The 25,604-nt window shown below is 69.3% G+C and carries 29 protein-coding genes; 6 read left to right on the top strand and 23 right to left on the bottom strand.

Features of this window, described 5'->3' with window-relative positions:
- Nucleotides 1-4 precede the first annotated feature (4 nt).
- The 4 genes from cysS to carD are packed head-to-tail and all read right to left on the bottom strand — an operon-like array spanning nucleotide 5 to nucleotide 3,143.
- Entirely contained in the window at nucleotides 5-1,414 is a 1,410-nt protein-coding gene (gene cysS, locus G6N26_RS20185; RefSeq protein ID WP_083019813.1) for a cysteine--tRNA ligase, read from the bottom strand.
- 49 nt (nucleotides 1,415-1,463) lie between these two features.
- The gene (ispF, locus tag G6N26_RS20180) at nucleotides 1,464-1,952 is read right to left on the bottom strand and encodes a 2-C-methyl-D-erythritol 2,4-cyclodiphosphate synthase (RefSeq protein WP_067171507.1); all 489 of its coding nucleotides are present in this window, start codon (nucleotides 1,950-1,952) and stop codon (nucleotides 1,464-1,466) included.
- Nucleotides 1,949-2,638 carry a 2-C-methyl-D-erythritol 4-phosphate cytidylyltransferase gene (gene ispD / locus G6N26_RS20175; RefSeq protein ID WP_083019811.1) on the bottom strand — a complete coding sequence of 230 codons (690 nt, stop codon included), beginning with the start codon at nucleotides 2,636-2,638 and terminating at the stop codon, nucleotides 1,949-1,951. The genes ispF and ispD overlap by 4 nt, the downstream gene beginning before the upstream one ends.
- Before the next feature lie 16 nt (nucleotides 2,639-2,654).
- The gene (carD, locus tag G6N26_RS20170; protein WP_003419482.1) at nucleotides 2,655-3,143 is read right to left on the bottom strand and encodes an RNA polymerase-binding transcription factor CarD; all 489 of its coding nucleotides are present in this window, start codon (nucleotides 3,141-3,143) and stop codon (nucleotides 2,655-2,657) included.
- A 310-nt stretch (nucleotides 3,144-3,453) separates the two neighbouring features.
- On the opposite strand from carD, the gene G6N26_RS20165 reads away from it, so the two are divergent.
- Genes G6N26_RS20165 through disA form a run of 3 tightly spaced genes read left to right on the top strand, consistent with a single transcriptional unit; the run spans nucleotide 3,454 to nucleotide 6,584 of the window.
- The gene (locus G6N26_RS20165; protein WP_067171511.1) at nucleotides 3,454-4,023 is read left to right on the top strand and encodes a hypothetical protein; all 570 of its coding nucleotides are present in this window, start codon (nucleotides 3,454-3,456) and stop codon (nucleotides 4,021-4,023) included.
- 49 nt (nucleotides 4,024-4,072) lie between these two features.
- Nucleotides 4,073-5,485, top strand: coding sequence for a DNA repair protein RadA (gene radA / locus G6N26_RS20160; protein WP_083019809.1), 1,413 nt, complete (start codon nucleotides 4,073-4,075; stop codon nucleotides 5,483-5,485).
- A 16-nt stretch (nucleotides 5,486-5,501) separates the two neighbouring features.
- Entirely contained in the window at nucleotides 5,502-6,584 is a 1,083-nt protein-coding gene (gene disA, locus G6N26_RS20155; protein ID WP_095576440.1) for a DNA integrity scanning diadenylate cyclase DisA, read from the top strand.
- 13 nt (nucleotides 6,585-6,597) lie between these two features.
- Here disA and G6N26_RS20150 read toward each other — a convergent pair whose 3' ends face one another.
- Both G6N26_RS20150 and G6N26_RS20145 read right to left on the bottom strand, forming a co-directional pair.
- Nucleotides 6,598-7,404 (bottom strand): hypothetical protein, encoded by an 807-nt coding sequence (locus G6N26_RS20150; RefSeq protein ID WP_095578085.1) that lies wholly within the window; start codon nucleotides 7,402-7,404, stop codon nucleotides 6,598-6,600.
- A 137-nt stretch (nucleotides 7,405-7,541) separates the two neighbouring features.
- Nucleotides 7,542-8,159, bottom strand: a complete 618-nt coding sequence (locus G6N26_RS20145; RefSeq protein ID WP_067174833.1) for a carbonic anhydrase — start codon at nucleotides 8,157-8,159, stop codon at nucleotides 7,542-7,544.
- Here G6N26_RS20145 and G6N26_RS20140 point away from each other — a divergent pair.
- The gene (locus G6N26_RS20140; protein ID WP_083019806.1) at nucleotides 8,158-9,057 is read left to right on the top strand and encodes an HhH-GPD family protein; all 900 of its coding nucleotides are present in this window, start codon (nucleotides 8,158-8,160) and stop codon (nucleotides 9,055-9,057) included. The two genes, G6N26_RS20145 and G6N26_RS20140, sit on opposite strands and share 2 nt — an antisense overlap.
- Nucleotides 9,058-9,061: 4 nt before the next feature.
- Here G6N26_RS20140 and G6N26_RS20135 read toward each other — a convergent pair whose 3' ends face one another.
- Complete coding sequence (locus G6N26_RS20135; RefSeq protein ID WP_083019804.1) at nucleotides 9,062-9,832, bottom strand: alpha/beta fold hydrolase; 771 nt, start codon at nucleotides 9,830-9,832, stop codon at nucleotides 9,062-9,064.
- Between the two features lie 61 nt (nucleotides 9,833-9,893).
- Between G6N26_RS20135 and mhuD the strand changes: the two genes are divergently transcribed.
- Both mhuD and G6N26_RS20125 read left to right on the top strand, forming a co-directional pair.
- On the top strand, nucleotides 9,894-10,214 hold the full coding sequence (mhuD, locus tag G6N26_RS20130; RefSeq protein ID WP_003875625.1) for a mycobilin-forming heme oxygenase MhuD: 321 nt from the start codon (nucleotides 9,894-9,896) through the stop codon (nucleotides 10,212-10,214).
- Nucleotides 10,189-11,553 (top strand): serine hydrolase, encoded by a 1,365-nt coding sequence (locus G6N26_RS20125; protein ID WP_083019802.1) that lies wholly within the window; start codon nucleotides 10,189-10,191, stop codon nucleotides 11,551-11,553. Before mhuD ends, G6N26_RS20125 begins: the two co-directional genes overlap by 26 nt.
- A gap of 3 nt (nucleotides 11,554-11,556) precedes the next feature.
- On the opposite strand, the gene G6N26_RS20120 is transcribed toward G6N26_RS20125, so the two are convergent.
- The 16 genes from G6N26_RS20120 to folE all read right to left on the bottom strand — a co-directional run bounded on the left by G6N26_RS20120 (nucleotide 11,557) and on the right by folE (nucleotide 25,591).
- A complete protein-coding gene (locus G6N26_RS20120; RefSeq protein ID WP_083019800.1) occupies nucleotides 11,557-12,105 on the bottom strand; it encodes a histidine phosphatase family protein in 549 nt (182 codons plus the stop codon).
- A complete protein-coding gene (locus G6N26_RS20115; protein ID WP_067174874.1) occupies nucleotides 12,102-12,878 on the bottom strand; it encodes a CbtA family protein in 777 nt (258 codons plus the stop codon). The genes G6N26_RS20120 and G6N26_RS20115 overlap by 4 nt, the downstream gene beginning before the upstream one ends.
- A gap of 9 nt (nucleotides 12,879-12,887) precedes the next feature.
- Nucleotides 12,888-13,097 (bottom strand): CbtB domain-containing protein, encoded by a 210-nt coding sequence (locus G6N26_RS20110; protein ID WP_067174880.1) that lies wholly within the window; start codon nucleotides 13,095-13,097, stop codon nucleotides 12,888-12,890.
- A gap of 90 nt (nucleotides 13,098-13,187) precedes the next feature.
- A complete protein-coding gene (gene clpC1 / locus G6N26_RS20105; RefSeq protein WP_067174883.1) occupies nucleotides 13,188-15,731 on the bottom strand; it encodes an ATP-dependent protease ATP-binding subunit ClpC in 2,544 nt (847 codons plus the stop codon).
- Between the two features lie 336 nt (nucleotides 15,732-16,067).
- The gene (gene lsr2 / locus G6N26_RS20100) at nucleotides 16,068-16,406 is read right to left on the bottom strand and encodes a histone-like nucleoid-structuring protein Lsr2 (protein WP_008263502.1); all 339 of its coding nucleotides are present in this window, start codon (nucleotides 16,404-16,406) and stop codon (nucleotides 16,068-16,070) included.
- A 127-nt stretch (nucleotides 16,407-16,533) separates the two neighbouring features.
- Nucleotides 16,534-18,030: a lysine--tRNA ligase gene (lysS, locus tag G6N26_RS20095; protein WP_067174886.1), complete on the bottom strand. Its 1,497-nt coding sequence runs from the start codon at nucleotides 18,028-18,030 to the stop codon at nucleotides 16,534-16,536.
- A gap of 43 nt (nucleotides 18,031-18,073) precedes the next feature.
- Complete coding sequence (locus G6N26_RS20090) at nucleotides 18,074-18,889, bottom strand: type III pantothenate kinase (protein ID WP_083019799.1); 816 nt, start codon at nucleotides 18,887-18,889, stop codon at nucleotides 18,074-18,076.
- A 2-nt stretch (nucleotides 18,890-18,891) separates the two neighbouring features.
- The gene (gene panD / locus G6N26_RS20085) at nucleotides 18,892-19,311 is read right to left on the bottom strand and encodes an aspartate 1-decarboxylase (RefSeq protein WP_067174892.1); all 420 of its coding nucleotides are present in this window, start codon (nucleotides 19,309-19,311) and stop codon (nucleotides 18,892-18,894) included.
- Nucleotides 19,311-20,249, bottom strand: a complete 939-nt coding sequence (gene panC / locus G6N26_RS20080; protein ID WP_083019798.1) for a pantoate--beta-alanine ligase — start codon at nucleotides 20,247-20,249, stop codon at nucleotides 19,311-19,313. The genes panD and panC overlap by 1 nt, the downstream gene beginning before the upstream one ends.
- Nucleotides 20,246-21,157: a Rossmann-like and DUF2520 domain-containing protein gene (locus G6N26_RS20075; RefSeq protein ID WP_083019797.1), complete on the bottom strand. Its 912-nt coding sequence runs from the start codon at nucleotides 21,155-21,157 to the stop codon at nucleotides 20,246-20,248. Before G6N26_RS20075 ends, panC begins: the two co-directional genes overlap by 4 nt.
- 128 nt (nucleotides 21,158-21,285) lie before the next feature.
- On the bottom strand, nucleotides 21,286-22,683 hold the full coding sequence (locus tag G6N26_RS20070) for a DUF6779 domain-containing protein (RefSeq protein ID WP_095576437.1): 1,398 nt from the start codon (nucleotides 22,681-22,683) through the stop codon (nucleotides 21,286-21,288).
- Nucleotides 22,684-22,770: 87 nt separating this feature from the next.
- Entirely contained in the window at nucleotides 22,771-23,247 is a 477-nt protein-coding gene (locus G6N26_RS20065) for a DUF3180 domain-containing protein (protein ID WP_083019042.1), read from the bottom strand.
- On the bottom strand, nucleotides 23,247-23,765 hold the full coding sequence (gene folK, locus G6N26_RS20060; protein WP_083019044.1) for a 2-amino-4-hydroxy-6-hydroxymethyldihydropteridine diphosphokinase: 519 nt from the start codon (nucleotides 23,763-23,765) through the stop codon (nucleotides 23,247-23,249). The genes G6N26_RS20065 and folK overlap by 1 nt, the downstream gene beginning before the upstream one ends.
- The gene (gene folB, locus G6N26_RS20055) at nucleotides 23,762-24,148 is read right to left on the bottom strand and encodes a dihydroneopterin aldolase (protein ID WP_083019046.1); all 387 of its coding nucleotides are present in this window, start codon (nucleotides 24,146-24,148) and stop codon (nucleotides 23,762-23,764) included. The genes folK and folB overlap by 4 nt, the downstream gene beginning before the upstream one ends.
- Nucleotides 24,141-24,992: a dihydropteroate synthase gene (folP, locus tag G6N26_RS20050; RefSeq protein ID WP_095576434.1), complete on the bottom strand. Its 852-nt coding sequence runs from the start codon at nucleotides 24,990-24,992 to the stop codon at nucleotides 24,141-24,143. The genes folB and folP overlap by 8 nt, the downstream gene beginning before the upstream one ends.
- Nucleotides 24,989-25,591 carry a GTP cyclohydrolase I FolE gene (folE, locus tag G6N26_RS20045; RefSeq protein ID WP_067172122.1) on the bottom strand — a complete coding sequence of 201 codons (603 nt, stop codon included), beginning with the start codon at nucleotides 25,589-25,591 and terminating at the stop codon, nucleotides 24,989-24,991. Before folE ends, folP begins: the two co-directional genes overlap by 4 nt.
- Between the last annotated feature and the right edge of the window lie 13 nt (nucleotides 25,592-25,604).

The raw sequence follows: 25,604 nt of genomic DNA, 5'->3' as shown, positions 1-25,604 counted from the left end.
GGCCCTACTGTTCCGGACCGGCCTGCAGCGACCACTGCGGCCCGTCGGCGGTGTCGGTGACCTCGATGCCGGCGTGCTTGAGTCGGTCCCGGATCTCGTCGGCGAGCGCCCAGTTGCGCTGCTCGCGCGCCTTCTCCCGATTCTCCAGCTCCGCGTGGACCAGCACGTCGACGGCGGCCAGCGCCGCCGATGTCTCGTCACGGGATTCCCAGCGCTCGTCGAGGGGGTCGCAGCCCAGGATGCCCATCATCGCGCGGATGGCCCGGGCATGACGCAGCGCGCCGTCGTGATCGCCGCTGTCCAGGGCGCGGTTGCCCTCGGCGCGCGCGGCGTGCACCTCGGCGAGCGCGGCCGGCACCGCGAGGTCGTCGTTGAGGGCCTCGGCGAAGCGCGGCGTCGGATCGCCGGGTTCGACGGCGCCCACCCGCACCCGCACCCGGTGCAGGAATTCCTCAACGCCCACATAGGCTTTCACCGCGTCCTGCAGGGCGGTCTCGGAGAATTCCAGCATCGACCGGTAGTGGGCGCTACCCAGGTAGTAGCGCAACTCGGCGGGCCGCACCCGCTGCAGCAGCGCCGGGATGGCCAGCACGTTGCCCAGCGACTTGCTCATCTTCTCGCCGCCCATGGTCACCCAGCCGTTGTGCAGCCAGTAGCGGGCGAACCCGTCGCCGGCGGCACGGCTCTGAGCGATCTCGTTCTCGTGATGCGGGAAGACCAAATCCATTCCACCGCAATGGATGTCGAATTCCGCACCCAGGTAGGTGCGCGCCATCGCGGAGCATTCCAGGTGCCAGCCCGGCCGGCCGCGGCCCCACGGGGTGGGCCAGGACGGCTCGCCGGGCTTGGCGGCCTTCCACAGCGTGAAGTCGCGCTGGTCGCGTTTGCAGGTGGCCGCGCCCTCGCCCTGATGGACGTCGTCGATCTTGTGGCCGGACAGTTGCCCGTACTCCGGGTAGCTGAGCACGTCGAAGTAGACGTCGCCGCCGGCGGCGTACGCATGCTCGGTGTCGACCAGGCGTTCCATCAACTCGATCATCTGGGTGATGTGGCCGGTGGCCCGCGGCTCGGCCGAGGGCGGCAGCACGTCCAGGGCGTCGTAGGCGGCGGAGAACGCGCGTTCGTAGGTGGCCGCCCACTCCCACCACGGCCTGCCCGCCGCGGCGGCCTTGTTGAGGATCTTGTCGTCGATGTCGGTGACGTTGCGGATGAAGGCGACGTCGCAGCCGCGGGCGATCAGCCAGCGGCGCAGGATGTCGAAGGCCACCCCGCTGCGGACGTGGCCGATGTGCGGCAGGCCCTGCACGGTGGCGCCACACAGGTAGATGGAGACGTGGCCCTCGCGCAGCGGAACGAAATCACGCACAGCACCGGCTGCCGTGTCGTGTAGCCGCAAGGGGGCGCGATCGGTCACGACGTGCCAGCTTACCGGGTAGTTCCCCAGCGCCCGGCGCTGCGCGGGCTTAGCCGGTGGGGACCACCAGCGCGGTGGCGATGGCGGCCAGCCCCTCACCGCGTCCGGTCAGCCCTAACCCGTCGGTCGTCGTCGCCGACACCGACACCGGCGCGCCCAACAACTCCGACAGCACGCGCTGCGCCTCGGCGCGGCGTGGACCGACCTTCGGCCGGTTGCCGATGACCTGCACGGCGGCGTTGGAGACCCGGAAGCCTTCGCCCGACGCCAGGCCGGCGACGTGGCGCAGCATGTCCGCGCCACTGATGCCCGCGAAGCGTGGATCGTCGACCCCGAACACGGCGCCCACGTCGCCGAGTCCCGCCGCCGACAGCACGGCGTCGCACAGCGCGTGCGCCCCCACGTCGCCGTCGGAATGGCCGGCGCAGCCGTCGGCGTCGGCGAACAGCAGACCCAGCAGCCAGCACGGCCGCCCGGGCTCGATCGGGTGCACGTCGACGCCCAGGCCGACCCTGGGAAGGGGAAGGGGCGCGCTCACCGGCGGACGATCGCTTCGGCCAGCAGCAGATCGAGCTGGGTGGTGATCTTGAACGCCAGCGGGTCGCCGTCGACCACCTGGACCTGCCCGCCGACGTGTTCGACCAGCGACGCGTCATCGGTGAAGCCGGCCGCGCCGGCGCCGGCCCGGTAGGCGCGCAGCAGCAGATCGGTGGCGAACCCCTGGGGCGTCTGCACCGCGCGCAGCCCGTCGCGCTCCGGCGTCCCGAGGACCACACCGTTGGCGTCCACGGCCTTGATGGTGTCGTGCAGCCGCAACGCGGGCACGACGGCGTCGTGGCCGGCCCGCAGGGCGTCGACCACGCGGGTGATCAGGCTCGGGGGCGTCAGCGCGCGCGCGGCGTCGTGCACCAGCACGAAGCCGGCGGCCACGGGCAGGGCCGCCAGCGCCAGGTCGACGGACTGGGTGCGGTCGGGACCGCCGGCCACGACAGTGGCCCGATCGGCTAGGACGCGCTTGGCCTCGTCGATCCGGTCGACGGGGACCGCCACCACGACGTGATCGACCACGCCGGATTCCAGCAAACCGGCGACGGCGCGCTCCAGCAGCGTGCGGCCGACGACCTCGCAGAATGCCTTGGGAATTCCCGCTGCCAGCCGTTCGCCCGAGCCCGCGGCCGGGACGACGGCGATTACGTTGCCTGAGGTGCCCGTGTGTCGGGCCACCGAAGCGTCAGGACCTTCAGGAAGCGGCGGCCAGAACCTCGTCGAGGATGGTCTCCGCCTTGGCGTCGTCGGTGCTCTCCGCCAACGCCAATTCACCAACGAGAATCTGACGGGCCTTGGCCAGCATGCGCTTCTCGCCGGCCGACAGGCCACGCTCCTGGTCGCGACGCCACAGGTCGCGTACCACCTCGGCCACCTTGTTGACGTCGCCGGAGGCAAGCTTTTCCAGATTGGCCTTGTAGCGGCGCGACCAGTTCGTCGGCTCCTCGGTGTGCGGGGCGCGCAGCACCTGGAACACCTTGTCGAGACCTTCTTGTCCGACGACGTCGCGGACACCGACGTACTCGGCGTTCTCCGCGGGAACTCGAACGGTCAGGTCTCCCTGCGCCACCTTCAAGACGAGATATTCTTTTTGTTCCCCTTTGATCGTCCGGGTTTCGATCGCCTCGACTAACGCAGCACCGTGATGCGGGTAAACAACGGTGTCGCCGACCTTGAAGATCATCTGATTCGAGCCCCTTTCGTTACTTCATCCTAACACGGCCGCCTAACCACGCGCGAAGCAACGATGCAGGTCAGGGGCACAACACGCGCAGATTAGGGGTTGACATGGGGAGCAAGTCGTGCAATGGAGCACATTACCAACGCCCTCGTTCGGCCTCGGAAGCGGCTTGAAAGTTGTTGCGGCGGCACCGTGCAAGGCCGCGCACCGCGCTCCCGCGCTGGTCCCGCGCCCCGCGCTACCGCGCGCACAGCGTCCCTACTACTGTGCATAGTTGCATTAGTCGAACCGGCCGAGCAGGAGGCTGTAGAGAGTGAACCGCTTCAAGATCCGCCTCGGTCTTCCCGCGTTCGCGACCCGAGTCGCTATCGCCGCCGTGGTGGCCGTCGCGGCCGCGCTGCTCAGCGGTTGCGGCGCCGGTCAGGTCTCGCAGATGGCGGTGCAGGAGCCCGCCATCAATGGCAACAAGGTCACCTTCAACAACGTGGCGTTGCGCAACATCCACATCCAGGCCACGCAGACGGGTGACTTCCTGCAGCCGGGCCGGGCGGTGGACCTGGTGCTGGTGGCGGTCAACCAGTCGCCGAGCGCCCCCGACAGGCTGGTCGGTATCACCAGCGACGTCGGCACCGTGGCGCTGAGCGGCGACACCCGGCTCCCCGCCGGCGGGATGCTGTTCATCGGCACGCCCGAGGGCGAGAAGGTGGCGCCGGGCCCGATCGATTCCAGCACCGCGGCCAAGGCGACCGTCACGTTGGCCAAGCCCATCTCGAACGGCCTCACCTACAACTTCACCTTCAATTTCGAGAAGGCCGGGCAGGCCAGCGTGCTGGTCCCGATCTCGGCGGGGCTGACCCCGCCGCACCAAAATCACGCGGGGTAACCGCCTGTCGTGACGGGGGCTTGTCGTAGCGGCTCGATACCGTCATCACGTGGCAACCGCGCGCTCGCAATATCGCTGTTCGGAATGCCAGCACGTCACCGCGAAGTGGGTCGGCCGCTGCCTCGAGTGCGGCACCTGGGGCACCGTTGACGAGGTCCCGGTGCTCAGTACCGTCGCCGGGCGCCGCGCCGTCCGGGGGGCGGCGTCGCAGGCCGTGCCGATCACGTCCATCGAGCCCCACGCCAGCCAGCACCGCACGACGGGAGTAAGCGAACTCGACCGGGTGCTCGGCGGCGGCGTGGTGCCCGGTTCGGTCACACTGCTGGCGGGCGATCCCGGCGTGGGCAAGTCGACGCTGTTGCTCGAGGTCGCCCATCGCTGGGCGGAATCCGGCCGCCGCGCGCTGTACATCTCCGGCGAAGAGTCCGCCGGCCAGATTCGGTTGCGCGCCGATCGCACCGGCTGCGGCGGCGACGAGCTGTACCTGGCCGCCGAGTCCGACCTGCACACGGTGCTCGAGCACATCGCCACGGTCAAGCCCGCGCTGGTGATCGTGGACTCGGTGCAAACCATGTCCACCACCGAGGCCGACGGCGTCGCCGGCGGCGTCACGCAGGTGCGCGCGGTGACGTCGGCGCTGACCGCCGCGGCCAAAACCAACGGGGTCGCGCTGATCCTGGTCGGGCACGTCACCAAGGACGGGGCCATCGCGGGGCCGCGGTCCCTCGAGCACCTCGTCGACGTGGTCCTGCACTTCGAAGGTGACCGCAACGGCTCGCTGCGGATGGTCCGGGGCATCAAGAACCGATTCGGCGCAGCCGACGAGGTCGGCTGTTTCCTGTTGCACGACAGCGGGATCGAAGGCGTCGCCGATCCGTCGAACCTGTTCCTGGATCAGCGCCCGGCACCGGTACCCGGCACCGCGATCACGGTGACCCTCGACGGCAAACGCCCGCTCATCGGCGAGGTGCAGGCGCTGCTGGCCACGCCGTCGGGCGGCTCGCCGCGCCGCGCCGTCAGCGGCATCGACCATTCGCGGGCCGCGATGATCACCGCAGTGCTGGAAAAGCACGGCAAGTTGCCCATCGCCGCCCACGACATCTACCTGTCCACCGTCGGCGGCATGCGGCTGACGGACCCGTCATCGGACCTGGCGGTCGCGGTCGCGCTGGCTTCCGCGCTGGGCGACCTGCCGCTGCCCACGACGGCGGTGATGATCGGCGAGGTGGGACTGGCCGGGGACCTGCGGCGGGTCAGTGGCATGGAGCGGCGGCTGACCGAGGCCGCGCGCCAGGGGTTCACCGTCGCGCTCATCCCGGATGGCGACGACCCCCGCCGCGAAATAGTGCCGCGCGGCATGCGCGCGCTGCGGGCGCCCACGATCGTCGCGGCGCTCGAGCACATGATCAACATCGCCGACCGCCGTAACGGCCCCGCAAAGCCGTACCGGCTGGACGCGTGACGCGATGGGCCGCAGAATGCACGCTGTGACCCGTCCGACCTTGCGTGACACCGTTGCCCGCCTGGCACCGGGGACCGGCCTGCGCGACGGCCTGGAACGCATCCTGCGCGGCCGCACCGGCGCACTGATCGTGCTCGGCAACGACGAAAACGTCGAAGCCATCTGCGACGGCGGCTTCGCCCTGGACGTGCGCTACGCGCCGACCCGCCTGCGCGAGCTGGCGAAGATGGACGGCGCCGTCGTGCTGTCCACCGACGGCAGCCGCATCGTGCGGGCCAACGTGCAGTTGGTGCCGGACCCGTCGATCGCCACCGACGAGTCGGGGACTCGGCATCGATCGGCCGAGCGGGCGGCGATCCAGACCGGCTACCCGGTGATCTCGGTGAGCCACTCGATGAACATCGTGACCGTCTACGTGGGCGGGGAGCGCCACGTGGTCGCCGATTCCGCGACCATCCTGTCGCGGGCCAATCAGGCCATCGCCACCCTGGAGCGCTACAAGACCAGGCTCGACGAGGTCAGCCGGCAGCTGTCGCGGGCCGAGATCGAGGACTTCGTCACCCTGCGCGACGTCCTGACGGTGGTGCAGCGCCTCGAGCTGGTCCGGCGGATCGGCCAGGTGATCGACAACGACGTGGTCGAACTCGGCACCGACGGGCGCCAGCTGCGGCTGCAACTCGACGAACTGCTGGGCGGCAACGACATCGCCCGGGAGCTGATCGTGCGGGACTACCACGCCAGCCCAGAGCCGCTGTCCGGAGCGCAGCTGGCCGCGACGCTGGACGAGCTGGACGCGCTCTCGGACACCGAGCTGCTCGACTTCACCATCCTGGCAAAGGTTTTCGGCTACCCGACGACGACGGAGGCGCAGGATTCGGCGGTCAGCCCGCGCGGCTACCGCGCACTGGCCGGCATCCCCCGGCTGCAGTTCGCCCACGCCGACCTATTGGTCCGCTCGTTCGGGACGCTGCAGAACGTGCTGGCGGCCAGCGCCAGCGACTTGCAATCGGTCGACGGCATCGGCGCGATGTGGGCCCGCCACGTGCGGGAAGGACTGTCGCAACTCGCGGAGTCGACGATCACCGACTCGCTGAGCTAACGGTGTGTCGGATTCAGCCGGCCGGCGGGGGCATCGGCGGCGCCTCGGGCTGAGGCACGGCGCCCGGCTGACCCGGCCCGGGCACCGGGCCCGGCGGCGGTGGCGGCTGATTCATGATGAACGGCACCGGCATCGAGCGCAGATTGCCCAGCTGCACGACCAGGTTGTAGGTGCCCGGCCCGATCGCCGGTCGCGGCAGCGGGCAGTGCGGCGCCGAGCCCATGCCCGTCCACGTCACCGCGGTGGTCACCTGCTCGCCCGGTGTGAAGGTCTTGATCAGCGTCTCGTTGGACGGCGCGCAGTCCAGGTTCGACCACAGCCGCTTGTTGTCCAGCGAGTAGACGTAGGCCGCCAGCACCGCGGCCCCGACGTCGCGCTTGCAGGCGACCAGCCCGATGTTGGTGACGACCATGGTGAACTTCGGCTGGTCGCCGATGAAGTACTGGGGCGCGTTGGTAAGGCCCTTGACCGCCAGCGTCGAGTCCGGGCAGTCGTCGCCCTCCTTGAGCACCGGCGGCGGCTGCACCGCGGCGGTGGGGGTGGGGGTCTCGGGGTTCTGGCCCTGCGCCGGCGGCGCACCCGGGGCCGGGCTCTCGGGTCCGGCCGGTGGCGGCGCCTGGGGCGCGGGTGATCCGGGCTTGCTTTGCGCGGAGTTCGGCTTGTCGGCGCTGGCGGGCTTAGCTCCCGAACTGTGCCCCATGAACGCGATGACGACGGCGGCCACGATCCCGATCACGACGACCGCGATGCCCACGGCCAAGCCCCTGCGCCGCCAATAGATCTCGGTGGGTAGCGGGCCATGCGGTTCCAGATCGAGCACGTACGCAGCGTAGGCCCAGGTCACGCCGATTTGGCTGAGCCGCCTCGGCGTGTCGCTAGGTTTGCCGGCCAATCGCCGTGTTAGTGGCGGCCGAAAGCGTGGCTATTCGCCTCGCGATTCGCCTCGCGATTCGCCGACTATTCGCCGATGTCGCCGACGTGGTCGCACAACGCCGCCCGGCCGTCGGCAAGGTGATAGGTGACACCGGCCACGCCTACCGTGCCGTCGGCGATCCGCTCGGCGATCGCCGTGGACCGCGACACGAGCTGCGCGACGGTTTCGCGGACGTGTCGTTCCACGAACTCCTCGACGCGGCTCAGGCCGTCGCGGCGGCCCATCAGGATCGACGGCGCCACCCGCTCCACCACGTCGCGCACGAAACCGCCGGGGATGGATCCCTCGTCGATCGCGCCCAGGGCGGCCTTGATCGCGCCACAACTGTCATGCCCGAGGACGACGACGAGGGGCACGTTGAGCACGCTCACCGCGAACTCGATGGAACCCAAGACCGCGGTGTCGATGGCCTGCCCGGCGGTGCGCACCACGAACATGTCGCCCAGGCCCTGATCGAAGATCAGCTCGGCGGCGACCCGGCTGTCCGAGCAGCCGAACACGACCGCGGTGGGGCTCTGACCGGCGGCCAGGCTGGCGCGATGCTCAACACTTTGGCTGGGATGCTGCGGCTTCCCGGCGACGAATCGCTCGTTACCCTCTTTGAGTGACTTCCAAGCGGTTACCGGACTCGTGTTAGGCATGGCTGCCATCATGCCGCATCCACCGGTGAGCGTGCCCGCCAAGGAATTGCTCGACTGGTACGACGCCTCGCGCCGCGACCTGCCCTGGCGCGAGCCCGGGGTGAGCGCGTGGCAAATCCTGGTCAGCGAGTTCATGTTGCAGCAGACGCCGGTGGCCCGGGTGTTGCCGATCTGGTCGGACTGGGTGCGACGCTGGCCGACCCCGTCTGCGACGGCCGCCGCCAGCGCCGCGGATGTGTTGCGGGCGTGGGGCAAGCTCGGTTATCCGCGGCGGGCCAAGCGGTTACACGAGTGCGCCACCGTGATCGCGCGCGATCACGACGACGTCGTTCCCGATGACGTCGACACCCTGCTGACGCTGCCCGGCGTCGGCAGCTACACCGCGCGCGCCATCGCCTGTTTCGCCTACCGCCAACGGGTCCCGGTGGTCGACACCAACGTGCGCCGGGTGGTGGCGCGCGTCGTGCACGGCCTGGCCGACGCGGGCGCGCCGTCCGCGACCCGCGACCACGCCGACGTTTCGGCGTTGCTGCCCGACGACGCAACCGCGCCGCAGTTCTCCGTCGCGCTGATGGAGCTGGGAGCGACGGTGTGCACCGCGCGCGCCCCCCGATGCGGACTGTGCCCGCTGGGCCGCTGTGCCTGGCGGCACGCGGGCTTTCCCGCCGCGCAGGGACCGCCGCGACGCGTCCAGGCCTACGCCGGCACCGACCGTCAGGTTCGGGGACGCTTGCTGGATGTGTTGCGCGCCAAGGATTCTCCGGCCACCAGGGCCGAGCTGGACGTGGCGTGGCTGACCGACACCGCGCAGCGCGACCGGGCGCTGTATTCGCTGCTCGCCGACGGCCTGGTGATACAGACCCGCGACGGCCGGTTCGCGTTGGCCGGCGAGGAGTAGCGCGTCAGGCGCGCGGACGCACGGCGGCCAGGAAGGACTCCACGGCTTCGCGGTATTCCTCGGGCGCCTCGTCGTGGATCAGGTGTCCAGCCTGTGGAACGCGCAAATACGTTGTCGCATGGTCGCTTTCGGCCATCTGCCGCATCTGTCCCGGCGGTGTGACCGAGTTGCCGGCCTCGATGAGCAGCGACGGGGCGCGCACCGCCCGCCACTGCGCCCAATAGTCCCGGGTGCCCCATTCGGCGGCGATCTCGATCCATCGCGCGGTGTGACCGTGCAGCCGCCACCCGGTTTCGGTGCGGTCGAACGCCTCCAGGAAATACTGCCCGGCGACGGGCCCGAATTCGGCGAATACCTGTTCCGCGGAATCGAATTCGACCGGGAGCGCGTGCAGCCACGGCTCCCACGGGCCGGTGGTGCGGCCGCGGAAATCGGGCGCCATGTCCTCGAGCACCAGCGCGGAAACCAGTTCGGGGCGCTCGGCGGCCAGGCACCACGCGTGCAGGGCGCCCATCGAATGCCCGACGATCCTGACCCGCGCGCCCAACGCGCTCACCGCATCACCCAGGTCGGCCACGAACCGCTCGGTGCTGATCGGGTGCGGATCGTCGACGTCGCGCCCCCGGTGCCATGGCGCGTCGTAGCTGTAGACGGATCCCAGGCGGGTCAGCCACGGCAGTTGACGCGTCCAGGTGGTCCCGCGCCCCATCAGGCCGTGCACCAGCACCAACGGCTCGCCGCGTCCCCCCTGAGGAGTCAACAGATCGCTGGGCATGCCCCCATCTTGCGTGGACCGCCCTAGTTGAACGGTACGGGGGGCGGGGTAGCCTAGCGGCATGCCGCCAGTGGTGAAGATCAACGCAATCGAAGTTCCCGCCGACGCCGGCCCCGAACTGGAGAAGCGGTTCGCCCACCGCGCGCATGCGGTGGAGAATCAGCCCGGCTTCCTCGGCTTCCAGTTGCTGCGTCCGGTCCAGGGCGAGGACCGCTATTTCGTGGTGACGCACTGGGAGTCCGATGAGGCGTTCCAGGCGTGGGCGAAGGGTCCCGCCATCGAGGCCCACGCCGGCCATCGGGCCAACCCGGTGGCGACCGGGGCGTCTCTGCTGGAATTCGAGGTTGTGCTGGACGTTGCCGCAAACAAGCAGGCTGGCTAGCGGGCGGTCGGCCTGGCGCCGCGCACTGGCGCTGAGCGCCGCCACCGCACTGATCGTGACCTCGGCGCCCGGTTGCGCCCCCTCCCCCTCACCGCAGGCGAACGCGGCAAACCCGGGACGGCAGATCGACACCCGGACCCCGCCCGGCATTCGGGCCCAGCAGACGCTGGACATGCTCAACTCGGACTGGCCCATCGGACCGGTCGGGGTCGGCACACTCGCCGCTGCCGACAAGGTCGAGTCGGTGGAAACCACCATGGAGGCGCTGTGGTGGGATCGTCCGTTCACCCTTGACGGCGTGGACATCGGTGCGAGCGTGGCCACGCTGCACCTGACATCGTCCTACGGTGCCCGCCAACACATCCGGATCCACACCGACGACGGCGGGTGGGTGGACCGGTTCGACCTGGACACCCGGGCGCCCGCGGTGAAGTCGTGGCAGGACATCGACGCGGTGCTGGGCAAGACCGGCGCGCGCTACTCCTATCAGGTCGCCAAGGTCGATGACGGCCACTGCAACCCGGTGGCGGGCACCAACACCCACCAATCCCTGCCCCTGGCATCGATTTTCAAGCTGTACGTGTTGCACGCCCTGGCCGGCGCCATCAAGAACGGAACGGTGTCCTGGGATGACCAGCTGACCGTCACCGACAAGAGCCGGGCCGTCGGCTCGTCGGGATTGGCGCTGCCCGCCGGGGCCCATGTCTCGGTCCGCAAGGCCGCCGAGAAGATGATCGCCACCAGCGACAACATGGCCACCGATCTGCTGATCGGAAAGATGGGCACGCGGGCCATCTCCGAGGCGCTCGCCACGGCCGGCCATCACGACCCGGCCAGCATGACTCCCTTTCCCACCATGTACGAGCTTTTCTCGGTCGGCTGGGGCAGACCCGACCTGCGCGGCCAATGGGAGCACGGATCCCCGGAAGTCCGGGCCCGGCTGCTCGAACAAGCGAATTCCACGCCGTACGACCCGGATCCGATGCGCGCCCACTCACCCGCGTCCTCATACGGCGCCGAGTGGTACGGCAACGCCGAGGACATCTGCCGGGTCCACGCGGCGCTGCAGGCCGACGCGGTCGGCGCGGCGGCGCCGGTGCGCGAGATCCTGTCGGCGGTTGCGGGTATCCAGCTGGACCGCAACGTGTGGCCCTACATCGGCGCTAAAGCCGGTGGCCTGCCGGGTGACCTGACGTTCAGCTGGTATGCCGTCGACAAGACACGCCAGCCCTGGGTGGTCAGCTTCCAGCTGAACTGGCCGCGCGATCACGGGCCGACCGTGACCGGCTGGATGCTGCAGGTCGCCAAGCAGGCGTTCGCGTTGATCGCGCCGAAATAGCTCTCAGAGCCGCAGCGTCCAGCTTCCCCCGCGGAAATGCAGGACGACGCGGCCGGCCGGCGCGACGTCGATGCGCCAGAACGCGGCCGACGGGATGCCCAGCCCCGCCAGGATCGCCGCCCGGACCACCGCGGGGTGCGTCACCGCTACCGTGGGTAAAGTGTTGTCGGTCAACGACTTCAACCATCCGGCCACCCGGTCGACGAGGCCCGTGATCGACTCGCCGCCGTGCGGCGCCCGGGTGGGATCGGTCAGCCAAGTTTCGAGTTCCTCGGGAGGCAGGTCCCCGAGCGCCGCGCCGCGCCACCGTCCGGCATCGAGGTCGGCCAACCGTGGCTCGGCGATGGCTTGCAGGCCCAGCAGCGTCGCCGTCTCCCGGGTGCGCCGTTCGGGTCCGGCGAAAAGCCTTTTCCCACTGCCGATTTCGTCGGCCGCGGCTTGAGCCTGCCGGCGCCCGACGTCGTTGAGCGGCTCGTCGGCGGGAAAACGCCCGGCCGCCATCGCATCGGTCATCGCATGCGATACGAGCGTCAGCCGGACGACCTCCGTCACGCCGCGGTGCTCGGGGCGCGATCGCTCAGCAGCCGCGACGCCACCGCGGAGAAGACCAGGCCGATGCCCGCCCACAAAACCAGTTGAGTCGCCAGCGATACGAGCCTGAACTCGTAGAGGACATCGGCCGGAAAACCCGGATAGATGATGGCGCCCGCCGCGTCGCGCAGCGGTCCCGGCGTCTCGTCCACGCTCGGCAGTAGCACCGCCACCACGACGATCGCCACCAGATAGGACCCGGCCGCCAGCAGCCTCGCGTTCCCCACGCCGAACCGGCCGGTGAGCCGGCGTGCCAGCCATACCGCGCCGATCGCCGCCACCACCGACGCCAGCACCATCACCAGATACCAGCCGGTGCGCGCGCCGATCGTGTCGGACTGGCCGACCGCCGGCGGGTTCGGCGGATACTTCAGAAACGGCACCACGTACACCGCCCAGAACGCCCCCGCCGCCAGCAGCCACGAAAGCGTCTGCGGTCCAGCGTCTTTCGTGCGCGCATAGACGACGGTGAACAGCACCGCGAACAACGCGCCCATGGCGAGGCCGAAGATCAGCACGCCGAATCCCAGCCCGGCGTTGGCCTGCACGCCGCGGGTGAACAGCTCGGCGCCGTGCTCGTGCACGCCGTGCGCGTTCTCGGCGTCGGTGCGGCCGTCCTCAAATGCGATCGCGCGGGCGATGACGGGCTCGGCGAACAGGCGCGCGAAGACGAACGCCAGCACCGCGCCGAGGGCACCGGCCAGCAGGCCGCCTCCGATCAGGCGTTTCTCCACGAGCCCTGCTCAGTGGCAGGGAAAGCCGAGGAGGTGTCGCGCGTCGTGCACGAACTCGTGCACGTGCGAGTCGCTGCCGAACAGCGACACCGCGCCCTGGTCGACGCCGACGAAATACAGCGCCAACAACGCGAGAAAGACGGTCGCCGCCAACCAGAGCGCGGCGCTTGCCGCCGACAGGTCGAGCGGACGGGTGCGGGCTATCTGGGAGTTCGCCACGAGAGCCTCCTTCTGCGGTGCACGCCGTTGTCGACGCGCGAGTGTGAACCCTGCGACGCGGCACGCAATCCGCGCGCCGCCGGGTTCACCCTACTGCGCGTCCGGTGCCTGCGGTGCGGCGTGCGCCCCGGCCTTGGCCAGGTCCGGCTCGGCCGGCGGCTTGCGGGTGCCGGTGAAGGTGAACTTCGCGTCCTCGCCGGCGCTCTCGCCGTCCCAGTTGTCTACATCGACCGTGACGACCTGGCCGGGTCCGACCTCCTCGAAGAGGATCTTCTCCGAGAGCTGGTCCTCGATCTCGCGCTGGATGGTGCGCCGCAGCGGACGGGCACCCAGCACGGGGTCGAAGCCGCGCTTGGCCAGCAATGCCTTGGCCTTGTCGGTCAGCTCGAGCGCCATGTCCTTGCTCTTGAGCTGGGTGGCAACCCGGGTGATCATCAGGTCGACCATCCGGATGATCTCGTCCTTGGTCAGCTGGTGGAAGACGATGATGTCGTCGATGCGGTTGAGGAACTCCGGGCGGAAGTGCTTCTTCAGCTCGTCGTTGACCTTCTGCTTCATCCGCTCGTAGTTGTTCTCACCGCCACCCTGGGTGAAGCCCAGGCCGACCGGCTTGGAGATATCCGACGTGCCGAGGTTCGAGGTGAAGATCAGCACGGTGTTCTTGAAGTCCACCGTGCGGCCCTGACCGTCGGTGAGCCGACCGTCCTCGAGGACCTGCAACAGGCTGTTGTAGATCTCCTGGTGTGCCTTCTCGATCTCGTCGAACAGCACCACGGAGAACGGCTTGCGGCGCACCTTCTCGGTGAGCTGGCCGCCCTCCTCGTAGCCGACGTATCCCGGCGGGGCGCCGAACAACCGCGACGCGGTGAACCGGTCGTGGAACTCGCCCATGTCGATCTGGATGAGCGCGTCGTCGTCGCCGAACAGGAAGTTGGCCAGCGCCTTGGACAGCTCGGTCTTACCGACACCGGAAGGGCCGGCGAAGATGAACGAACCCGACGGGCGCTTGGGGTCCTTCAGCCCGGCGCGGGTGCGGCGGATCGCCTTGGAGACGGCCTTGACGGCGTCCTCCTGGCCGATGATCCGCTTGTGCAGCTCGTCCTCCATGCGCAGCAACCGGGTCGTCTCGGCCTCGGTCAGCTTGAACACCGGGATGCCGGTCCAGTTGCCCAGCACCTCGGCGATCTGCTCGTCGTCGACCTCGGCGACCACGTCGAGATCGCCTGAGCGCCACTGCTTTTCGCGCTCGGCACGCTGGGCCACCAGCTGCTTCTCCCGATCCCGCAGGCTGGCCGCCTTCTCGAAGTCCTGGGCGTCGATCGCCGATTCCTTCTCGCGGCGCGCGTCGGCGATCTTCTCGTCGAACTCGCGCAGGTCTGGCGGAGCGGTCATCCGGCGGATCCGCATCCGGGCGCCGGCCTCGTCGATCAGGTCGATCGCCTTGTCCGGCAGGAACCGGTCGTTGATGTAGCGGTCGGCCAGGGTGGCCGCCGCGACCAGCGCCGGGTCGGTGATCGAAACCCGGTGGTGCGCCTCGTAACGGTCGCGCAGGCCCTTGAGGATCTCGATGGTGTGCTCCACCGTCGGCTCCCCGACCTGCACCGGCTGGAAGCGGCGCTCCAGGGCGGCGTCCTTCTCGATGTACTTGCGGTACTCGTCGAGCGTGGTGGCGCCGATCGTCTGCAACTCGCCGCGGGCCAGCTTGGGCTTGAGGATCGACGCGGCGTCGATCGCGCCCTCGGCGGCACCGGCACCCACCAGGGTGTGCAGCTCGTCGATGAACAGGATGATGTCGCCGCGGGTGTTGATCTCCTTGAGCACCTTCTTCAGGCGCTCCTCGAAGTCACCGCGGTAGCGGCTGCCCGCGACCAGCGAACCCAGGTCCAGCGTGTAAAGCTGCTTGTCCTTCAGCGTCTCGGGGACCTCGCCGTGCACGATGGCCTGCGCCAGGCCCTCGACGACGGCGGTCTTGCCGACGCCGGGCTCGCCGATCAGCACCGGGTTGTTCTTGGTGCGACGGGAGAGCACCTGCATCACCCGCTCGATTTCCTTCTCGCGGCCGATGACCGGGTCCAGCTTGCCTTCCATCGCGGCGGCCGTCAGGTTGCGGCCGAACTGGTCGAGCACCAACGACGTCGACGGGCTGCCGGACTCGCCGCCACGGCCACCGGTGCCCGCCTCGGCGGCCTCCTTGCCCTGGTAGCCGCTCAGCAGCTGGATGACCTGCTGGCGCACCCGGGTCAGCTCCGCGCCCAGCTTCACCAGCACCTGCGCCGCCACGCCCTCACCCTCGCGGATCAGGCCCAGCAGGATGTGCTCGGTGCCGATGTAGTTGTGGCCGAGCTGCAGCGCCTCGCGCAGGCTCAGCTCGAGAACCTTCTTGGCGCGCGGGGTGAACGGGATGTGGCCCGACGGCGCCTGCTGGCCCTGGCCGATGATCTCCTCGACCTGGCTGCGGACGCCCTCGAGCGAGATGCCCAGCGACTCCAGCGACTTCGCGGCGACCCCTTCGCCCTCGTGGATCAAACCCAGCAGGATGTGCTCGGTGCCGATGTAGTTGTGGTTGAGCATCCGGGCCTCTTCTTGCGCCAGGACGACGACCCGCCGTGCTCGGTCGGTGAATCTTTCAAACATCGGGTTACCTGCTCTCCCTCAACATCGGTACAAACTGGTTAGCGGCCCTGTTAGCAACCCTGCCGGTCCCTGTGGCCGGAATCGCGTACCTGCCATCCACTGTAATGGTCGGCTTGCCAGCGGGCCTAACCTTGTGCGGCCTCGTTCGCTGCGGACGCAACTTGGTCGTTTCGGCCCCAATCTCACCTGCGACTGCCTGCGGCGTTGGCCGCCGTATGGAGAAGCAACGTTGCAAAGTCCCAATTCGTTTCCCGGGTCGCCCGACCATCATTTCGCGCCGAGCGAAATGACAAACCGGCGCCCGGGCCTGGGACCCGGGCGCCGGTTCGAAGACTGTCAGGTTGCCGCGTGGAAGGCGTCGATGACGTCGGCCGGGATGCGGCCGCGCGTCGACACGTTGTGCCCGTTGCGGCGGGCCCATTCGCGGATCGCCGCGCTCTGCTCACGGTCGATGGCCCCGCGACCGCGACCCGAACCGGAACGCCCGCGCCGCCGGCCGCCGACGCGCCGACCGGCTTCCACCCACTGCTTCAGATCTCCGCGAAGTTTCGCGGCATTCTTGGACGAAAGATCAATCTCATAGGTCACCCCGTCAAGCCCGAATTCGACCGTTTCGTCGGCTGCGCCGGCACCGTCGAAATCATCGACCAAGGTGACGGTCACTTTTTTTGCCATTGGCTTACCCTCGCATTTCATCCTGAGCAGTTGCTGAGCAGATTGGAAGGACCTCCCCGGTCACCAATGTGCCATAACAACGCAGCATACTCAATCTGTACGGACGCTGCAGGGTTGAGCTTTTCGACTACGAGTGTGGCCGAACAATGGGGAACAAAACTGTCTCCCGAATTGACAGTCCGGTCAATGTCATCAACAACCGGTCGATACCCATTCCCGTTCCGGTACATGGCGGCATCGCATACTCGAGCGCGGCAAGAAAATCTTCGTCGAGCACCATCGCCTCGTCGTCGCCGGCGGCCGCGGCACGCGCTTGCGCGGCGAACCTCTCCCGCTGCACCACCGGGTCGTTCAATTCCGAGTAACCGGTGGCCAGCTCGACCCCACGCACGTACAGGTCCCACTTCTCGGTGACGCCCGCGATGCTGCGGTGCTGGCGCGTCAAAGGCGTTGTCTCAACCGGAAAATCCCGCACGAATGTGGGGGCGACGAGCGAGTTGCCCACCGTGTGCTCCCACAGCTCCTCGACGATCTTTCCGTGCCCGTAGCCCCGGTCGCGCGGAATCTCGACGCCGAGCCGATCGGCGATGGCGAGCAGCATTTCCACCGTCGCCTCCGGCGTGATCTCTTCACCGAGCGCCGACGACAACGACGGGTACATTTCTATAGAAGCCCATTCTCCGTCTATGTCGTAGACACTGCCGTCGGGCAGCGGTAGTTGTCTGGTTCCGATCGCCTCGTCGGCGACCTCTTGAATAAGCTCGCGCGTCACTACCGCCGAATCGTCATACGTTCCGTAGGCCTGGTAGGTCTCGAGCATCGAAAATTCCGGAGAATGCGTGGAATCCGCACCTTCGTTTCGAAAGACGCGATTTAGTTCGAAAACTCTGTCGAAACCACCGACGACACAGCGCTTGAGGAACAGTTCCGGTGCGATCCTCAGGTAGAGATCGATGTCCAGCGCATTGGAATGTGTGATGAACGGCCGCGCGGCCGCGCCACCGGCCAGCGTCTGCAACATTGGGGTTTCGACTTCGAGAAAACCGCGCCGGTCCAATGCGTTACGGATGGCGCGGATCACCGCGATGCGCTGCCGGGCCACCGTGCGCGCCTGCGGGCGGACGATCAGGTCGACGTAGCGCTGCCGCACCCGCGCCTCTTCGCTCATCTCCTTGTGCGCGACAGGCAGCGGGCGCAACGACTTGGACGCCATTTGCCACGAGTCGGCCAGCACGGACAATTCGCCGCGCCGCGAGCTGATCACGTTGCCGTGCACGTAGACGATGTCGCCCAGATCGACGTCGGTTTTCCAGGCATCGAGCGCTTCCTGGCCCACCTTGTCGAGGCTGATCATCACCTGCAGGGTGGCGCCGTCGCCCTCCTGCAGCGTGGCGAAGCAGAGCTTGCCCGAGTTGCGGGCGAAGATCACCCGACCTGCGACGCCGACGAGGTCGTCGGTCGCGGTGTCGACCGGCAGGTCGGGGTGGGCGGCGCGGACCTGAGCCAGCGTGTGGGTGCGTTCGACGGCGACCGGGTAGGGATCGCGCCCCTGCGCGAGCAGCCGAGCGCGCTTGTCCCGGCGGATCCGGTACTGCTCGGGGATGTCTAAGTCGTCGGCACTCACGACGTGCCAGCTTAAAGGACCGGTCTTTGAGGGCGCGGTGACGTCAGCGCGCCGTCTTGAGCCGGCCGCGCTGGGCGTCGCGGTTGCGTTCGAAGACCAGCCGCAGGCCGTGCAGGGTCAGGTGCTGTTCGTAGTGGCTGACGGTTTGCAACTCGGGCAGCAGCAGGGGCGCGGTGTGCCCGGTGGCCACGATCGCGATGTCGTCGCCGGCGAACCCGTCCACATCCTCACGAATGCGCCCGACCAGGCCGTCGACCAGCCCGGCGAATCCGAAGACCGCCCCGGCCTGCATGCACTCGACGGTGTTCTTGCCGATCACCGAACGGGGCCGGGTCAGCTCGACGCGGCGCAGCGCGGCCGAGCGGGCGGCGGCGGCGTCGGAGGACACCTGCAGCCCGGGCGCGATCGCGCCACCGAGGAATTCACCCTTGGCCGACACGACGTCCACGCAGATCGAGGATCCGAAGTCGATGACGATGGCCGCCGTGCCGAACTTGTGAAAGGCCGCCAGGCAGTTGACTATTCGGTCGGCACCCACCTCTTTGGGGTTGTCCACCAACAGCGGAATGCCGGTGCGCACCCCGGGCTCGATCAGCACGTGGGGCACCGACGGCCAGTACTGGTCGAGCATGAGCCGCACCTCGTGCAGCACCGAGGGGACGGTCGACAGCGCGGCGGCGCCGGTCAGCCGCTCGGAATCGTCGCCGATCAAGCCGTCGATGGTCAGCGCCAATTCGTCCGCGGTGATCTCCGATTCGGTGCGAATCCGCCACTGCTGCACGACGTTTGCGTGCTCCTTGGCGCCCGATATCAGCCCGACGACGGTGTGGGTGTTACGGACGTCGATCGCCAGCAGCACGGCTACCGCGCAACGATCCGGGGATCCAGCAGCTCGGCCGCGTCTTCGGGCACGAACGCCGGGTCATGGCCGAGGTCGATCGGTTTGTTGTCGGCGTCGACGAAGACGATCCGCGGCTGATAGGTCCGGGCCTCCGCCTCTTCCATGGTGCCGTAGGCGATCAGAATCACCAGGTCACCCGGGTGGACGAGATGTGCCGCCGCACCGTTGATTCCGATCACGCCGCTGCCGCGCTCGCCGGTGATGGCGTAGGTGACGAGCCGGGCGCCGTTGTCGATGTCGACGATGGTCACCTGTTCGCCTTCGAGCAGATCCGCGGCGTCCATCAGATCGGCGTCGATGGTCACCGAGCCCACGTAGTGCAGGTCGGCCTGCGTGACGGTGGCCCGGTGGATCTTCGACCTGAGCATCGTCCGTAGCATCAATTCCTCCAAGGTGATTGGGCGTATTCGTGATTGCCGTCCGGCCCTGAGGTGCCGGCGGGTGTTTCGATCTGCATTTCGACGTTGTCCAGCAGCCGGGTGGTGCCCAGCCGGGCGGCGACCAGCAGCCGGGCCGAACCGTGGGCGGGCGCCGGTCCGAGCGCCGCGTCGCGCAGCTCGAGGTAGTCGACGGTGAGCGCGGGGACGGCGTCGAGCACCGCGCGCGCCGCGTCCAGCGCGGCCGCACCGCCGTGGTGCGCGGCGTGGGCGGCCGCGGTCAGCGCGGCCGAAAGCGTCACGGCCAGTTCGCGTTGCGTGGGATCCAGGTAGCGGTTGCGCGACGACATCGCCAAACCGTCGGATTCGCGGACCGTCGGCACCCCGACGACCTGCGCGTCGATGTCGAGGTCGGCGACCATCTGGCGGACCATGACCAGCTGCTGGTAGTCCTTCTCCCCGAAGAAGATCCGGTCCGGCCGCACGATCTGCAGCAGCTTGCACACGACGGTGAGCATCCCGGCGAAATGGGTCGGTCGGACAGCGCCCTCGAGTTCGGCGGCCAGCGGCCCGGGCTGCACGGTGGTGCGCAGACCGTTCGGGTACATCGCCGTGGCCGTTGGGGCGAAGACGATTTCGACGCCTTCTTCGCGCAGCAGCGCGAGGTCGTCGTCCATGGTCCGCGGATAGGCGTCGAGATCCTCACCGGCGCCGAATTGCAGCGGGTTGACGAAGATCGAGACCACGACCACCGACCCGGGCACCCGCTTGGCCGCGCGCACCAACGCCAGATGGCCGTCGTGCAGCGCGCCCATGGTGGGCACCAGCATCACCCGGCGGCCGGTGTGGCGCAGGGCGCGGCTGACGTCGGTGACGTCGCGCGGGTTCGGGTACAGGTTGAGTTCGCCCGCCTTGAAGGCCGGAGGCTTGCCGGTGCTCATCGCGCCAGCACCTCGACGACGTCTTGGGGAGCGTGCGCGCGCTGGGCGGTCCGCAGGGCGTTCACCCGATACGCCTGCGCCAGTTCGGGTCCCACCCCGGCCAGCGCCGCCAGATGCGCGGCGACCGCGGCGGCGTCGCCGCGCGCGACCGGGCCGGTGAGCGCGGCTTGCCCGCGTTGCAGGGTGTTCTCCAGCGCCGCCCGGGCCAGCGGCCCGACGATGCGCTCGGCGATGCCGCCCGGCTGGTCGTCGACGGACTGCTGGCCGAGCAGCTCGCTGCCGCGCAGCGCGGCGCGCAGCGCATCCAGGGCGTCGGCCAGCACGGTCACGATGTGGTTGCCCGCATGGGCCAGCGCGGCGTGGTAGAGAATGCGGGCGTCCCCGGCGACGCAGAACGGCTCTCCGCCCATCTCCAGGACGAGCGATTGACCGATCGCGTATCCGACCTCGCCGGCCGCCGTGATGCCGAAGCACGTGTCCGGCAGCCTGCTGATGTCCTCGTCGGAACCGGTGAACGTCATGGCCGGGTGGATCGCCAGCGGGATGCAGCCCTGCTCGGCCAGCGGCGCCAAAACGCTTACCCCGTTGGCGCCGGACGTGTGGACCACGATGGTTCCGGGCCGCACCGCCGATGTCGCGGCGAGACCGGACACCAGACCGGCCAGTTCGCTGTCGGGAACCGCGAGCAGCAACAGTTCGGCGCCGGCGGCGACGTCGGGTGGCGTCGCCACCGGGGTGTCGGGCAGGCGGCTCTGGGCCCGCTGCCGCGACGCATGGGAGATGGCGCTGCACGCCACCACGACATGGTCCGCGCGCTCCAGCGCGACACCGAGCGCGGTGCCCACCCGACCGGCCGAGATGATTCCCACCTTGAGCCTGGCCGGGCGCAGACCGTCGAACTGCACCATCGCAGACGACCTCACAGATTTCTTGGTTCGTTCCGGTCCCACCGGGTGGGTACCGTTCGGTCACTGAGACTCTAGTCGATCACCAGGCGTTTCCCAATGTGAGGAAGCTCCCAGCTCAGCCTTCGCGGCTATTCCCGTCTGCGACGCCGGCCGCCCTCGGAGGGCTGCACCTGTAGGCGGGCCAGCAGGTCGGCCACCGACTGGCCGCCCGTGGAGGTGGTCTCTCCGGCGGCCTCGGCGTCCTCCCGCGGCGCTTCACCGCCGTGCCGGGGTGCCTGCTCCGGAGCCGGCGGCGGGGCGAGTCGCGGTGGCGGGGGCGCGCCGGCGGGCGGTCCCTGCTGCACCGGGGGCGCGGCCGGCGGGGGCGGCGCCGGGGCGGGGGCCTCGCTGCCGGGAGCGAAATTGCGCACCCCGTAGTCGCGGTACTCCGCCGAGTGGCGTGAGCGTGCCCGCCGGCCGGACTCGGCGTAGGGCGTTGGGGGTAGCGGCTCGACGGGCAGGCCGTCCCAGGCTTCGTCCGGGGCCTCGTCTCGGGATTCGTCGGGGCCCGAATGCCGCGCGCGTCGCCGCCCGCCCGCCGATTCGGCGGGGGCGTCGGCGCCGGCCCAGTTGCTGCCCGGTGTCCCGGCCGGCAACCACTGTCCGTGGGCGGCCGCCGGCTGCCATTCCTGGCGTTGCCCGTCGGCCCGGGGTTGCGGTTGCGGTTCCGCTGGCGGCGGGGCCTGCGGTTCGGGCTCGGGTTGCGGCGGCGGTTGCTGACGGGGTTCGAACCGCGGCTCCGGCGGCGGTGGGGCGTAGGCCGGCTCCGGCGCCGGATATGCGGGTTCTTGGGCCGGTTCGTACTGGTAGGGGGCCCGTTCCCGGCGGGGTGGCGCCGGCTGACGCGGCGGCACCAGGGGCTCTTCGGGCACGTCGATGATGGCCGTCTCGTCGGCACGGCCGCGCGGGCTGTCCTGGGGCACCGACGTGACCCGATCGCTGGGCACCCAGTCGACGGGGTTGTCGCGGGCGCCCTGGCCGTTGCGGTCCCACTCGCTGTACGCGCGCTCCGGTTGCGGCTCGGTCTCGACCGTCCCGAGGGCCGGGCGGTGTGCGAGGTCGGTGTCGAACAGGATTTCCAGGCTGGTGCGCAATGAGCTCAGTTCCGCGCGCAGCTCGGCCAGATCGTCGGCGGCCTGGGCGCGCAGCTCCGAGGCCAGCTCGCGACGCAGCTGGGACTCCACGGTCAATTCGTATTCACGCCGGGCCGAAATCTCCCGGTCGAGCTGGAGGTCGTAGACCAGCTTGAGGTCGCGCACGCGGGCCTGGTCGGCGTCGCTCTGGCGCCGATAGAGCACAGAAACGAAGGCGCCGGCGACTGCGGCCCACAGCGCCAGGATTACAGCGAGCTTGAGGAGTTCCACCCGATTGGTGAAAACCAATGCGGAACTGGCACCTATCGCGAGGACCAGCAACGCGGTCAAGAGCACCCACCCCGGCCTGCGGCCGCCGCGCCGGACCCGGGCGCCGCGGGACAGAACGGTCATGGCCTGACTGTACCTGCGCGAGGTCATTCAGCGTGTCGCCCGACTCCGGCGATTCTCACCTGGGTTGATCCGCGAATTGGCCGGCGGCTAGGTTTCGGCGCCGTCGCCGTGCTCGGTCGGGTCGTGCGGGGACTTGCAGCAATGTTGCAGCCACAGCGCGGCGACGACCAGCGCCAGCGCGCTGACGGCCGCCACCACCGTCCCGGAGGTGTCCTCGGCGGCGGCCCGCAGCCAGGACCGGCGCGGCAGGAAGTACACCAGCACCCCGACCCACCAGCCCAGCATCAACGCCCCCACCCACGCCGAGGCCTTGGCGACCATCAGGCTGCGGGCCACCGCGAGTGGATGCAATCGGCCCGCACCGGAGCCGATTTCGCCGTCGGTGATCTTGGCTCGCACGTAGCGCGCCCACAGCGCCTCGGCGACGGCCACCGCCAGTAGCGACAGGCCCGTCCACACCGTGATCGGGGGAAACCACCGGTACAGGCCCTTGATCAGCAGGTAGCCCACCACGGCGGCGCCGACCACCGCGACCGTCAGCTCACGCTTGCGAGTGGGTCCCATCAGGTCTTGAGCTCGAGCGTCAGGTCGGACAGCCGGACGGCGGCACGGTCGGCGTCTTCGAGCTCGGCCAGCAGCTGCGCGACGGGGCGCGGCCCTTCGGCCACCGTCAGCCGGGCGTCCGGGTCGACGGCCAACCAGGGGATCAACACGAAGGCCCGCAAATGGGCCAGCGGATGCGGCAGCGTCAGGTTGTTCTCCCGGGAGGTCACCTCGGTCTGCCCGTAACAGGCGATGAGGTCGACGTCGAGGGTCCGCGGCCCCCAGCGCTCGCCGCGAACCCGGCCCGCCGCACGCTCGAACTCCTGAGCCCGGGCGAGCCAGCCCGGCCCGTCGCAGGCCGGGTCGTCGGCGATCAGCACCGCGTTGAGAAACGGTGCCTGATCCAGCCGGCCCCAGGGGTCGGTCTCGTACACCGGTGACACGGCGCGCACCGCGTCTCCCAGCCCGTCGACCACCGACTGCAACCTCGCCAGCCGGTCACCCAGGTTGGAGCCGACGGACAACACCACTGTGGTCATAACGGCACCACCGAGCCTCGGCCGCGCCGGGACCGCCGCACCACCACCGAGACGTCGGCGAACTGCTGCGGGATCGGTGCCTGCGGCTTGTGCACCACCACCTCGACGGCGTGCACGCGTTCGTCGTCCATCACCTCATCGGCGATCTGGGCGCCGACGGTTTCGATCAGGTTGCGCGCCGGTCCCGCCACCACGTCGGCCGCCAGCCGGGCCAGCGCGCCGTAGTCGTAGGTGTCGGAGAGCTCATCGGTAGCGGCGGCCGACGCCAGGTCGATCCACACCGTGACGTCGATGATGAAGTCCTGCCCGTTCGCGCGTTCGTGGTCGAATACCCCGTGTTGTCCGCGAACCTTCAACCCGCGCAACTCGATTCGATCAGCCATCGTCTCCAGCCAGCCCAGTGTGCGTCTCGTCGTTCCATGCCGCCACGACCTTGAGCGCATCGACCGTGGCGCGCACATCGTGCACGCGCACCCCCCAGGCCCCGTGCAGGGCGGCCAGCGCGGAAATCACCGCGGTCGCCGTCTCACGCCCGTCCGGAGGCCGCGCTGAGCCGTCGGGCCCGGCCAACAACGTACCGAGGAACCGCTTGCGCGACGCGCCCAGGAGCACCGGGATCCCGGTGGCGACCAATTGCGGCAACGCATGCAGCAGCGCCCAATTGTGTTGTCCCGTCTTGGCGAATCCCAGCCCCGGGTCGAGCATCAGCTGAGCGGGGTCGACACCGGCGGACACCGCGGCGTCGACACTGGCCAGCAACTCGGTGCGCACTTCGGCGACCACGTCGTGGTATTGCGGGGCCGCGTGCGGTCGTTCGGCCGCAACGGAGCGCCAATGCATCAGCACCCAAGGCACTTTCGCCTCGGCCAGCAGCGGCGCCATGCCGGGATCGGCCCGGCCGCCGGACACGTCGTTGACGATCCGCGCGCCGCTGCACAGCGCCGCCCGCGCGACGTCGGCGTGCATGGTATCGATGCTGACTGTAATGCCTTGTGAGGCAAGCTCTTTGACGACAGGGACGACCCGGGAGGTCTCGACGCGGGCGTCGACGCGCGTGGCGCCGGGGCGGGTCGATTCTCCGCCGACGTCGACGATGTCGGCGCCGTCGGCGGCCAGCGCCAGTCCCTGTGCCACGGCTTTGTCGGGGTCGAGATAGCGGCCGCCATCGGAGAACGAATCGTCAGTGACGTTCAGAACTCCCATTACCTGCACAGGCGCCAGGCTCACTTCCGCAGGATGAGGTCGAGCGCCTCGGCTCGAGAAGCGGCGTTGGTTTTGAATATGCCGCGCACCGCCGAGGTCGTGGTCGTCGCTCCGGGCTTGCGGACACCGCGCATCGCCATGCACAGGTGCTCGGCCTCGACCACGACGATCACCCCGCGCGGATTGAGCTTTTTCACCAGGGCGTCGGCGATTTGGCTGGTGAGCCGTTCCTGCACCTGAGGCCGCTTGGCGTACAGATCGACCAGTCGCGCGATCTTCGACAGGCCGGTGACCCTGCCGTCGTTGCCCGGGATGTAACCGACGTGGGCCACCCCGTGGAACGACACCAGGTGGTGTTCGCACGTGGAGTACAGCGGGATCTCCTTGACCAGCACCAGTTCGTCGTGATCCTCGTCGAACATGGTGTTCAACACGCTGTCCGGATCGGTGTAGAGCCCGGCGAACATCTCCCGATAGGCGCGGGCGACGCGGGCCGGGGTTTCCCGCAGGCCGTGCCGGTCCGGGTCTTCGCCGATCGCGCACAGCAATTCGCGGACCGCGGCCTCGGCACGGTCCTGGTCGAAGACCCGCATCTGGGACATCGCGGTGTCCGGCAGTGCCATCGAATCCTCCGTT

It is taken from the genome of Mycobacterium marseillense (assembly GCF_010731675.1).
Classification (GTDB): Bacteria; Actinomycetota; Actinomycetes; order Mycobacteriales; family Mycobacteriaceae; genus Mycobacterium; species Mycobacterium marseillense.
The sequence above is the reverse complement of the archived record's forward strand: the minus strand, read 5'-3'. Positions and strand labels throughout refer to the sequence as shown.